This is a genomic window from Mesorhizobium sp. 1M-11, assembly GCF_001303895.1.
GTDB lineage: Bacteria > Pseudomonadota > Alphaproteobacteria > Rhizobiales > Rhizobiaceae > Mesorhizobium.
On the sequence record NZ_LJSD01000031.1, the window covers coordinates 1 to 11,236 of the forward strand.

Annotated in this window: 13 protein-coding genes, 1 tRNA gene and 1 pseudogene; all 15 read left to right on the plus strand. The window is 67.5% G+C overall.

All coding sequences use genetic code 11. From position 1 onward, the window contains the following. Positions 1–306 (plus strand): annotated as a pseudogene (locus AO692_RS33145) (DUF935 domain-containing protein); the annotation flags it as partial. Between the two features lie 123 nt (positions 307–429). Beyond that, the gene (locus AO692_RS13115) at positions 430–1,560 is read left to right on the plus strand and encodes a phage minor head protein (RefSeq protein WP_244483349.1); all 1,131 of its coding nucleotides are present in this window, start codon (positions 430–432) and stop codon (positions 1,558–1,560) included. Positions 1,561–1,666: 106 nt separating this feature from the next. Next, positions 1,667–2,164, plus strand: coding sequence for a phage virion morphogenesis protein (locus AO692_RS13120; RefSeq protein ID WP_054310505.1), 498 nt, complete (start codon positions 1,667–1,669; stop codon positions 2,162–2,164). A 67-nt stretch (positions 2,165–2,231) separates the two neighbouring features. Continuing rightward, entirely contained in the window at positions 2,232–3,269 is a 1,038-nt protein-coding gene (locus AO692_RS13125) for a phage protease (protein ID WP_054310506.1), read from the plus strand. Further along, positions 3,270–4,004, plus strand: a complete 735-nt coding sequence (locus AO692_RS13130) for a hypothetical protein (RefSeq protein ID WP_054310507.1) — start codon at positions 3,270–3,272, stop codon at positions 4,002–4,004. A 14-nt stretch (positions 4,005–4,018) separates the two neighbouring features. Further along, complete coding sequence (locus tag AO692_RS13135; RefSeq protein WP_054310508.1) at positions 4,019–4,912, plus strand: Mu-like prophage major head subunit gpT family protein; 894 nt, start codon at positions 4,019–4,021, stop codon at positions 4,910–4,912. A 133-nt stretch (positions 4,913–5,045) separates the two neighbouring features. Continuing rightward, on the plus strand, positions 5,046–5,507 hold the full coding sequence (locus AO692_RS32245; RefSeq protein ID WP_082407356.1) for an HI1506-related protein: 462 nt from the start codon (positions 5,046–5,048) through the stop codon (positions 5,505–5,507). Continuing rightward, a tRNA-Met gene (locus AO692_RS13140) sits at positions 5,498–5,572 on the plus strand. The genes AO692_RS32245 and AO692_RS13140 overlap by 10 nt, the downstream gene beginning before the upstream one ends. A gap of 105 nt (positions 5,573–5,677) precedes the next feature. After that, entirely contained in the window at positions 5,678–6,109 is a 432-nt protein-coding gene (locus AO692_RS13145; protein WP_244483350.1) for a DUF1320 domain-containing protein, read from the plus strand. Further along, positions 6,109–6,687: a hypothetical protein gene (locus AO692_RS13150; protein ID WP_054310510.1), complete on the plus strand. Its 579-nt coding sequence runs from the start codon at positions 6,109–6,111 to the stop codon at positions 6,685–6,687. The genes AO692_RS13145 and AO692_RS13150 overlap by 1 nt, the downstream gene beginning before the upstream one ends. A 10-nt stretch (positions 6,688–6,697) precedes the next feature. Then, positions 6,698–6,961, plus strand: a complete 264-nt coding sequence (locus AO692_RS13155; RefSeq protein ID WP_054310511.1) for a DUF2635 domain-containing protein — start codon at positions 6,698–6,700, stop codon at positions 6,959–6,961. Positions 6,962–6,963: 2 nt separating this feature from the next. Beyond that, positions 6,964–8,460, plus strand: coding sequence for a phage tail protein (locus tag AO692_RS13160; RefSeq protein WP_244483351.1), 1,497 nt, complete (start codon positions 6,964–6,966; stop codon positions 8,458–8,460). Between the two features lie 32 nt (positions 8,461–8,492). Continuing rightward, complete coding sequence (locus tag AO692_RS13165) at positions 8,493–8,852, plus strand: phage tail tube protein (RefSeq protein WP_054310512.1); 360 nt, start codon at positions 8,493–8,495, stop codon at positions 8,850–8,852. After that, positions 8,849–9,325 (plus strand): hypothetical protein, encoded by a 477-nt coding sequence (locus tag AO692_RS13170; protein WP_152979827.1) that lies wholly within the window; start codon positions 8,849–8,851, stop codon positions 9,323–9,325. The genes AO692_RS13165 and AO692_RS13170 overlap by 4 nt, the downstream gene beginning before the upstream one ends. Before the next feature lie 129 nt (positions 9,326–9,454). Then, positions 9,455–11,236 (plus strand): phage tail tape measure protein (locus AO692_RS13175; protein ID WP_200911731.1); only part of this gene is annotated, 1,782 nt, incomplete at its 3' end.

The window sequence follows — 11,236 nt, forward strand, 5'->3', positions numbered from 1 at the left end:
GACAAGCCGGCGCTCAACGCCGCCCAACGGTTGCTGCAGCAGCGCCAGCAGCGTGAGGATACGGACGCAGTCGTCGGGGCGCTGACCGAGCGCATCGGCCGCGACGCTGCCGGAGCACTCGCCGGCCTGACGGCGGAGATCCGCCAGGTGCTGGAAACGTCGAAGACGCTGCACGAGGCCGCCGACCGGCTGGCCAGGATGGAGCTGGCGCCCGACGCGCTGGCAGACGCCATGGCCCGCGGCATGGCCCTCTCCAATCTCGCCGGCCAGGCTGCGCTCCTCGATGAGCTGGGGCGCCGATCATGAGCAATGTCACAGCCGCCGCAGGAGCGCGTTCACGGGTCTTGATGCCCCGATATACCACCGGCGGGCTTGAAGAGCGCTCACGGCCTTTGAAAACCCCTTTAAAAACGAGATGAAGGGGCGACCGTGGCCGACGCGAACATCTCGGCGCTCGACCAGCCCTTCGAGGAAGCGATCCGCTTCTTTCGAGAGAAGGCCAGCGTCACCACCAGGACATGGACAGACGTCTATGCGGCGGCCCATTCCCGCGCCTTCATGGTGGCGGGCGCCGCGACCGACGCCCTGGTTGCGGATTTCCGCGCCGAGATCCTGAAGGCGCTCGATGCCGGCACCACGATCGCAGAATTCCGGAAGGGCTTCGACGACATCGTGCTGCGCCACGGCTGGGATCACACCGGCGGCCGCAACTGGCGCTCGCGGATCATCTTCGACACCAACCTGCGCACAGCCTATGCCGCCGGCCGCTATGCGAAGCTGACCGCACCCGGCACGCTCGAGGCTTTTCCCTACTGGCAGTACAACCATTCCGGCTCGCTGCATCCGCGCAAGGAGCATCTCGCCTGGGACGGCCTGGTGCTGCGCGCCGACGAGACCTTCTGGTCGACGAACTATCCGCCGAACGGCTGGCATTGCGGCTGCTTCGTCACGGCGGCGTCCGATCGGGATCTGCGCCGCCAGGGCAAGGGCGGTCCCGACGAAGCTCCGGACCTGCTGTTCAGGGCGGAGGAAGTCGGAGGCCAGCGCGTCATGGTGCCGTTCGGCGTCGATCCCGGTTTCGAGTACAATCCCGGCCAGGCATGGCTGTCGCGGACGGCGCCGGGCTCGGAGACGGTCGGCGCCGCGCCCGGCATGATCCGCCGTTTCGTCGAGAGCGCCGTTGCCGGCAAGCGGCCGGGCGGCAGCTACATCCCGGTGGCGGTCGCGCCGCGGCGTCTCGCGGGGCCGTTGGCGGTGACGGAGGGAACGGAAGTGCGCCTGTCGGCCGACACGATCCGCAGCCACCAGAAACACCGCCATGCCACCGCCGATTTCTACGCCACCGCGCCGGAGCTGCTGGTCGAGCGCGGCGAGCTCATCGAGCGCGCGGATGGGCGTCACATGCTGGTCGGAAACGTCGACGGCGATCTCTATGCCGCGGCCGTCAAGATCGTGCGCCGGGCTGAAGGCGACGAGCTCTACCTGGTGTCGCTGCACAGGACGAACGCACGCCAGCTCGCACGCCATCGGCGCGCCGGCAGGATCCTGGCTGGAAAATGAAAGACGCGCCGGGGAGACCGGAAATGTCATCCCAAAGCTCACGAGGAGCTCGCTTCCTGCTCGGCGCGCCCATGCAATATAGGCGCGGCAGCTGCGGCAGGCAAGCATGAGCGGCGTATCCGTCGACGTCGAGATCCGCGACCATGGTGTCGGCGAGAGCTTCACCCGCCTGATCGGGCTGATGGGCAACACCACGCCGGTCATGTCGGCGATCGGCATCGGCCTGGTGTCGTCGACGCATCGGCGCTTCATCTCGCAGACCAGTCCGGAAGGCCAGCCCTGGGCGACTCTCAACGCCGACTACAAGGGAATGAAGCGCAACAGCAGGATCCTCACCGAGAGCGGCCGGCTGCGCGACAGCATCAACGACCAGGCCGGCAACGACTGGGTGCGCGTCGGCACCAACGTCATCTATGCACTGATCCACCAGATGGGCGGCACCATCAGGCCAAAGAACGCCACGCACCTGGTGTTCCGCCTTGCCTCTGGCCTGGTGCTCGCAAAATCTGTTACGCTGCCGGCGCGGCCATATCTCGGCATCTCCGACGACGATCAGGAGATGATCGCCGACACGGTCTTCCGCTTCCTGCGGCGCTTCATCTGACGGCCTGACACATGCCCGCCTTGGCGGGCATTAAAATCGATGCCGACGCGGGCCATTGTCGGCCGCGATGAACATGGTCCTCAACGCCATCACCCACAGCCTTTCGGCCGCAGCCAACGACGGCAAGGCGCCCGAATACATCCATCTGCTTCCGGCCGGCACCTTCAGCGGCGCCGACGGCCGCGGACCCTTCGTGCTCGGCGATGTTGCCGAGCTGATCGCCGTCTCGTTGCCGGCCGGCCGCAAGCTGCCGATCGACGTCAACCACGCCATCGATCATCTGGCCGGCACGGGCCGGCCGAGCCCGGCCGTCGCCTGGATCGTGGCGCTCGAGGGCCGCGCCGATGGCGTCTGGGGCAAGGTCGAATGGACCAACGAGGGCCGGAGCCTGGTCGCAGATCGGAAGTACGGCTTCATCTCGCCGGTCTTCAACACGCCGAAGACGAAACCGCACCGCGTGCTGCAGCTGCTGCGCGCAAGCCTGACCAACGATCCGAACCTCACTCTCACCGCACTGCACTCGAAAACAACGAACGGAGATCCTTCGATGGATGAAGAACTGCGGAAGGCACTCGGGTTGCCCGAGACCGCCGACCAGGCGGCGATCCTCGCCGCCGTCACCTCGGCGCACAGCGCGTCCACGGCCATGGCGACGATCGCCAAGGCCGCCGGGCTGGCAGAGAACGCCGGCGCCGACGACATCGTCACCGCGATCCAGGAGCGCGCCGGCGATGATGACGAGGACGCCGAGAAGGCGGAGCTGCGCGAGCAGGTCAAGGAGCTCAACACCCGGCTCACCACCGAGGTGACGACGAACGCGAAGAAGCGCGCCGAGGCATTCGTCGAGAAGGCGATCGAGGACGGCAAGCTTGTGCCGGCGCTGCGCGAGCGCTTCATCGCCCGCCACATGAAGGACCCGGCCGACGTCGAGGCCGAGATCAAGCTGATGCCGTCGCTTCATTCGGGCGGCCTCGGCAAGCGCCGCTCCATCGAGGGCGACGCCGACGGCCTTTCCGACACCGACGCCACCGTCTGCGAAATGATGGGGCTCGACCCCAAGGAGTTCGCAAAGACGGCCGCCGCAATCCAGAAGGAGGTCCACTAGATGGGCGCTTCCCGCGATCTTGAAACCCTGGCGCGCTCCGGCGACCGCTTCGGCTATCCGGCCAAGGCCGGCGTCCGCCTCTTCCGCGGTACGTTTGCCGCCCTCACGCTTGCCGGTCTCTGCGTTCCTGCGGGCACGGCCGGCGCCGTCGCCATCGCCGGTGTGGTGGAAAGCCATGTCGACAACCGCGAAGGGGCCGACGGCGACCTGCATGTCGAAGCGCAGCGCGGCTGCTTCGGCGTCGTCTTCGCCGCCACCTTCGCCGACATCGGCCGCCAGGTCTTCGCCGTCGACGATCAGAGCTTGAGCTTTGACGGCTCCGGCGGCCGATTGCTGGTCGGCACCGTCGCCGGCATCGGCGATGGCCGCACCTGGATCGACATCCCGCTGGCGACGAAAGACCTCGCCGTCGCGACGGTGCGCGTCGCCACACTGGTCGGCGCGGACGTCACCAGGACGATCGCCGCGGTCAAGGGCCGCATCGTCAGGCTGCGCAGCGTCATCGACGGCGTGCTCACCACCGGCGACGCCACCATCACCGCCGCCATCAACGGCGTCGAGGTGACCGACGGCGTCATCACCATCACCCAGGCGGGCTCGGCCGCCGGCGACGTCGACGAGGCGGTCCCGACCGCCCTCAACGAGGTCGAGCCCGGCGACGTGATCAGCCTGACCGTCGGCGGCACCAACGCAACCGCGACGCCGGCCACCGTCGTCGTCGAAATCGCGCAGTAGGAGAACACTGCACCATGGACATCAACGCCTCTACGCTGCGCTCGATCTACACCGGCCTGTCGACGGCCTTCAACGCGCGGCTTGCCGCCACCAGGATGATGTACTCGACCGTCGCCATGACCGTGTCGTCGGCCACGGCGGTTAACGAGTATCCGCGCATGGACGATCTGCCGGGGATCCGCGAATGGATCGGCGACCGCCTCATCCACAACCTCTCGGCCCAGACCTACATCATCCGCAACAAGGAGTTCGAGGGCACGATCGGCATCAAGCGCGCCTCGATCGAGGACGACCAGTTCGGCTTCTACACCACGATCGCCTCGCAGATGGGACAGGATGCGGCCGCGTTTCCCGACCAGCTGGTCTGGCCGCTCTGGAAGAAAGGCGACGCCACCCTCTGCTACGACGGCCAGAACTTCTTCGACGCCGATCATCCCGGCTTCGACGAGAACGGCGGCGAGATCTCGGTGTCGAACATCACCGCCGGTGCCGGCCCGGCCTGGTACCTCATCGACGACACACAGGTCATCAAGCCGATGATCTTCCAGCAGCGCAAGCCTTTCAAGCTGGTGCAGATGGACCGCGAGACGGACCCGAACGTCTTCATGAAGGGCCAGTATCTGTATGGTGTCGACGGCCGCTGCAACGCCGGCTTCGGGCTGTGGCATCTGGCGCATCAGTCGAAAGCCACGCTCAACGCCGAAAACTTCAAGGCGGCGCGCGATGCCATGGGCTCGATCCGCAAAAGGAACGGCGAGGTGATCAACATCCGGCCGACGAAGCTCGTGGTGCCGCAGGCACTCGAGGCCGCCGCCCTGCAGGTCGTCGAGGCGCAGCTGATCAACGGCGGCGAGAGCAACATCTGGTTCAAGAAGGCCGAAGTGGTGGTGGTGCCGCAGCTCGGCTGACGAGTTCGCCGCGGCGTCGTGGGTCGCCGCGACGAACGACCCGGCGGCTGGGCGGGACACCCATCGCCGCCGGGTCTCTCGAAAAGGGCCGGAGCCTCGACCCTTTCCGTGAGACCCGAAACGAGGATCTGACATGGCGAAGAAAGTTTCCGAGGGCGCAACGGCCGCGGCTGCCAAGCCCACCGCCGCGCCGGCGACCAATACTCCCGAGAGCGAAGACCAGGGCGGGGCCGGCGATCCGGCCGGTCCCGCCGGCGATCTCTCGGTGGATCAGCAGATTAAGGCCGGTCGCGCGGCCTCCGCCGAGCAGCTGGATCGGATCGGCGACTTCCTGAAGGCCGAGCAGGACAAGTTCCGCGCCGCCTATCCGAAGCTGTCGGCGGCGATCGACGCCTGGCAGGCGAAGGGTGGGCCGCGGCCGACCGCCGTGCGCGTCGTTTCCAGGGTCGACGGCTTCCGGCGCGCCAACATCGCGCATTCGAAGGAGGCGGTCGAACATCCGGTCGAAAGCTTCCGCCTGCCCGAGCAGCTGGAGGCGCTGTTCGCAGAGCCGAATCTGGTCGTCGAGTTCGTTGGAGACGTTTCTGCGGAGTAGAGCAGCGGTAGCTCGCCAGCCTCATAAGCTGGAGGTCGCACGTTCAAATCGTGCCTCCGCAACCAGAATACCAGGGGAAGCCGCCGCGCCCCGACATTGATGCCGAGCGCCATGGCGCTCGCCGGCGGACGGCCCGGTTGGGAGACCGGGCACACAGTTTGGAGAACATGGTGGCCTACGCATCCGTCCAGGACATGATCGACCGCTTCGGCGAGACGGAGATGATCCGCCTGTCGCAGCCGGAAGACCGTACGGCCGAGACGGTGCTCACCGCCAAGGTCGAGGTGGCGATCGCCGACAACAGCGTCCTGATCGACGACTATCTGCGCGGACTTTACATCGTGCCGGTGGCGGCGCCGCCCGACAGCATGGTGCGCGCCGTCTGCGTGCTCGCCCGCTACGACCTGGCGAAGGGAGAACGCACCGGTCCGACCGAGCAGATGCGGCTCGATCGCAAGGAGGTCATCGGCTGGCTGGAGAGCATCCAGGCCGGCAGGGCCAAGATCAACGCTCCGCCTGCCGGCACTCCGGGCAGTGGTCACGGCGCCCGCGTCAGCGACCGCTGCGACGTCTTCAACGACCGCAACCTGCGAGGCTGGTGATGGATCTCGCGACCTCGCCCATCCGCGTCATGCAGCCGGCGATCGTCTCGCGTCTTAGGCTGGCGTTTCCGGAGAAGGACTTCCAGATCCAGCGCGTGCCGCCGGTGCTGACCATCCGCGAGTTCGAGCGCGTGGTGCGCCTGACGCCGTTCATCGGACTCGCCTGGATGGGAATGCGCCCGGATCGCGACGCCGGCCGCCAGCTCGCCGCAGCAATGCGCTGGCGCCTGACGCTGATCGTCAAGGCGTCGTCCAGCCTGGACGCGCGCTTCGGCGGCGACCGGCGCGACATCGGCCTGGACGCCATGCTCGACGTCGCCGGCGCGCTTCTTCAGGGCGCGGTGTTCGACGGCATCGGCGCCAGCGCTGTCACCGGCGCCGAGGCAGTCTACGCCGACGGCTGGGCCGACGAGGCCACCGTGGTCGCCAATGTCGATTTCGAGATCCGCTACCAGTTCTCGCCGGCGCCGCTGCAGCTGGTGACGCTCGACGATTTCGAGACGCTGGGCGTCACCTGGCTGAACGACGAAAACCCGGACGAAGGCGGCGTAGAGCCGTCGCAGGCCGTCCCGCAGTAGGAGAGCGACGATGCCCGAAAAGACCCTGAAGCTCGCCGAAGGCCGATCCGTCCCGATGGAGGACGGCAAGGCCTGGCCGGCCGAAGGCGCGACCGTCGAGGTCACCCTCTATATCCGCCGCCGTCTCACCGACGGCGACCTGGTCGAATGCAAGCCCGCTGCCGACCAGGCGGTGGCCGAGGTGCCGGCCGAGCCGACGCAGTCCGAGCCGGACAGTGAGCCCGAAACCGTTCAGACGCACACCGGCCGCAAGGGCCGCAACGGAGGCAAGTGAACATGGACCCGATCGTCTTCGACGAGATCCCGTACGACTGGCTGGAGCCCGGCACCTATCTCGAGGCCAAGCCGAACTACCGCACCATGGGCATCCTGCCCTGGCCGGTGCGCAACCTGATCATCGGCCAGAAGCTGGCGACCGGCACCCTGGCGCCGGGTCAGTTCGTCGAGATCGTCCGGCCGGAACAGGCCGTCGCCCTGTTCGGCGAAGGCTCGATCGGTGCCGAGCAGGTCGCCGCTTTCCGCGCGGCCAACAAGACGCAGCCGCTCTACGTGACGGCGCTTGCCGACGATGTGGACGCAGTCAAGGCCACCGGCACCATCACCTTCACCGGCGCGATCTCGGCCGCCCTGGTGCTGCGCTTCCTCGTTGCCGGCAAGCAGGTCCGCTTCAACGCGGCCGCCGCGGCTTCCGTCACCGATCTTGCGACCGCGCTGAAGGACGCCATCAACGCCGACACGACGCTGCCGGTGGTCGCCACTTCGGCTCTGGGCGTCGTCACGGTGACGGCGCGCCAAGGCGGCGAGGTCGGCAACGACATCGACATCCGTGTCGACACCGCAGCCCAGCCGCTGCCCTCCGGCCTTGCGGCCGCGGTGGTCGCCATGTCGGGCGGGACCGGCAATCCGGACCTGACCGATGCGCTCGATGCCATCGGCAACGTTTGGTACACGGCCGTCCAGCATCCCTGGACCGACGCCACCAACATGGCCGCCTTCGCAACCTGGTTGCGGGACCGCTACATGGCCATGGCTAAGCTCGATTGCCACGGCTATGTCGCGAAGGCCGGCACGTTTGCGGATCTCGGAACGTTCGGAGAGCTGACGAACTCGCCCTTCCTCTCGCCGGTGGGTTTCAAGAAATCGCCGACGAGCTCATGGGTCGTCTCGGCCGCGCTGATGGGCGTGGCCAGCTTCCAGCTTGCCAACGATCCGTCCCGCCAGCTGCGCTCCCTGGTGCTGCCCGGCGTCATGGCTCCGGACCCTGTCGACCAGTTCATCGACACGGAAAAGGAGCTTCTGCTGCGCAAGGGCATCGGCTCGCTGGACTGCCTGACCGACGGCACGGTGACCATCTCGCGCATCGTCACCACCTACAAAACGTCGAACCTCGGCGTCGCCGACCGCGCGTGGATGGACATCATGGTGCCGGCCACCATGAGCCGCATCCGCTACGACTGGGCCGGCTACGTCTCGTTGCTCTATCCGCGCTCGAAGCTGGTCGACGACGAGAACGGCGCCGCCCTTTCGGGCCGCTCCGACGAGGACGAGGATCCCGGCAACGCGGTGGTCACGCCGCGGCGCATGAAAGGCTCCTGGGCGGCACGCTGCCGGCTCTACGGCGATCGCGCGTGGATCGAGAACGTCGAGCGCACGGTCAAGGAAAGCGTCTTTCAGCGCAACGCCGACGACAAGAACCGGCTCGACAGCCGCCAGCAGGTGCTGATCGTCGGCAACCTGATGGTGCTCGCCGGCTCCCTCGAATTCCAGGTCTAGGCGCCGGCAGGGCGCAGAAAGGGTAAGACAACATGCAGACGCTCGGCATCGTCGACATCGTCTGGCGCGGTCGGAACATCCCGGTCGAGAAAGGCGCCAAGATCAAGGTCGGCGGCATCAAGAACAACCCCGTCCACTACGGCCGCAAGACGGCGCGCGCCCAGGAGTACGAGGGCACGGAGGTGACGGCGACCACCAACCTCGAGCGCGGCCAGCGCTACGGCAACCTGTGGGATCCCGGCGAGGGCGAGCTGCAGGTGGTCTGCGATACCGGCCAGACCTTCGTCGTCGGCGACGCCTTCCTCACCGACCATCCGGAGCTGACGGGCGGCGAAGGCGGCAAGCTGGAGCTCAAGTGGGCAGGCTCGGCACCCGAAGAGGTGCTGGCATGAGCGTAAGGAAGGAAGTGTCCGTCGACCTGGACGAGGATGCCGCCGGCGCTGCGGCGTCTGCGGCCGTTGTCGACGAGGACGCGGCCGTCGCCGTGCGGCCGGCGCTGCCCGCCGACGTCGTGGACGAGGACGTCGATCCCCTCGACAAGCTGCCGCCCCGCGCCATCCCGAACGCCGACGGTTCGGTCACCCTGCCGCTGCTCTATCCGAAGGAGTTGCAGATCCGCAAGCTCGGCAAGATCAGGACCGACAGGTTCGATAGCCTCACCTTCCACCGGTTGACGGGCGCCGACCAGCGCGCCATCGCGGCGACAAGCGAGGAGACGATGAGCGTCGTCGCCTTCGCCCGGTCGACACGGCTCTCGCAGGCGGTGATGAACGCGCTGTTCGACAAGATGGACGGGGCCGACATCGCCGCCGGCGGCCAGGTGCTGAACAGTTTTTTCGCGACTGGCCGGACGACTGGCAGGTAATTCTGGGCGGCATCGCCGACGGCACCGGCTTCTCGGCGGCCGAGATCTCGGCCTTCAGCGCCGATGAGGCGAAGTTCTGGTGGAACGCCGTGATGGCGTTCCGCGAAGCCTGCAACAAGGAGACCTGACGTGGCCGGCCGTGCAATGGCTCTCGACGTGCTTGTGCGCCTGAAGGACCACATGTCCAGGCCGCTTAGGGCACTGCGCAACAATCTCTCCCGGCTCGCCGGCTTCGCGCGCCGGATCGGCGTCCTGGGCGCCGCGATCGGCGCCATCTCCTTCATGGGACCGATCCAGGAGGCGGCGGCCTTCCAGCAGAAGCTGCTCGACATCGCCGGCACCTCGGAGCTCACGGGCCAGAAGGCCTTCGCCTTCGTCGACCAGTCGCGGATCCGCTACGAGGGCCTGGCCATCCAGATCGGTCAGTCCTCCGACACGATCGCCGAGGGCATCGGCGCAATGGTTGCCGCCGGCGGCGACGCGGCGGGCGCTGCAGACAAGGTCATCGGCGATATCGGCAAGGCCACCACGGCCGCCAACGCCAACTTCGCCGACATGTCCAACGTCGGCATCTCGATGCTGAACAACCTTCAGCTCCCCGCCGACCAGATGCGCGACAGCCTCGGCGCCCTGGTCGTCGCCGGCAAGCTCGGCTCCTTCGAACTGAAGGACATGGCGGCGAGCTTCCCGAACCTCACCAGCGGCGTCGCCAAGTTCGGCGTGAAGGGCCGCGAGGCCGTCAACTTCCTCGGCGCCGCGCTGCAGATCGCGCGCAAGGGCACCGCCGATCCGGCCTCGGCCGCCAACAACCTCGCCAATTTCCTGGGCAAGGCGCTGGCGCCGCTGACGAAGAAGAACTTCGAGAAGCAGGGCGTCGACATCCAGGCGGTGATGCTGGACGCGGCGACCAAGGGCATCAATCCGATCGAGGCGGTCATCCAGAAGATCGGCAAGCTCACCGGCGTCAACGAGGCGGCGATCGCCGGCTACATGAAGCGGGCGAAGAAGAACGGCCTCGAGGGCGCGGATGCGCTGGGCTATGTGCGCGAGCAGCTGGAGGGCATCGGCGCCGCCGGCAAGGTCGGCGAGCTGTTCCAGGACAAGCAGGTGCTGGACTTCCTGATCCCGTTCCTCGCCAACATCGACGAGTACAAGGACATCAAGGGCAAGGTCGCCACGGCCACCGGCGCCATCACCGACGCCGATTTCGAGACCCAGATGCAGGGCATCAACCGCCAGTTGGCGATCTTCCGCGAGATCGGCACGCAGGCCGGCCGCGACTTCGGCTTCGCGTTCGCCGAGTGGCTGCCCTCGATCAACAAGTGGCTGATCGCCGGGCTGAAGTGGTTGCGTGAGTACGATCAGGAGAGCGGCGGCATGGTCAAGACGCTGCTGGTGGTCGCCGGCGCCGGGCTGCTGGCGGCCACCGCGATCGGTGCCATCGGCTTCGCGCTGCCGATCGTCAGCGCTGGCTTTGCCGTGCTGTTCGGTCCCTTGCGCCTGGTGACACGGCTGTTCGTCGGGCTGTTGCGGGTGCTGCCTCGGGCATCGCGGGCGCTGATCGCCTTCTTCCGCGGTTGGTCGGGCATCGCCACCGGGCTTGGGTTCCGCAGCACTGCCGGAATGTTCGGCTCGATCTTCGCCTCGCTGCCGCGGCAGGCGGCCACCGCGATCGGTGCCATCGGCTTCGCGCTGCCGATCGTCAGCGCTGGCTTTGCCGTGCTGTTCGGTCCCTTGCGCCTGGTGACACGGCTGTTCGTCGGGCTGTTGCGGGTGCTGCCTCGGGCATCGCGGGCGCTGATCGCCTTCTTCCGCGGTTGGTCGGGCATCGCCACCGGGCTTGGGTTCCGCAGCACTGCCGGAATGTTCGGCTCGATCTTCGCCTCGCTGCCGCGGCAGGCGGCCACCGCG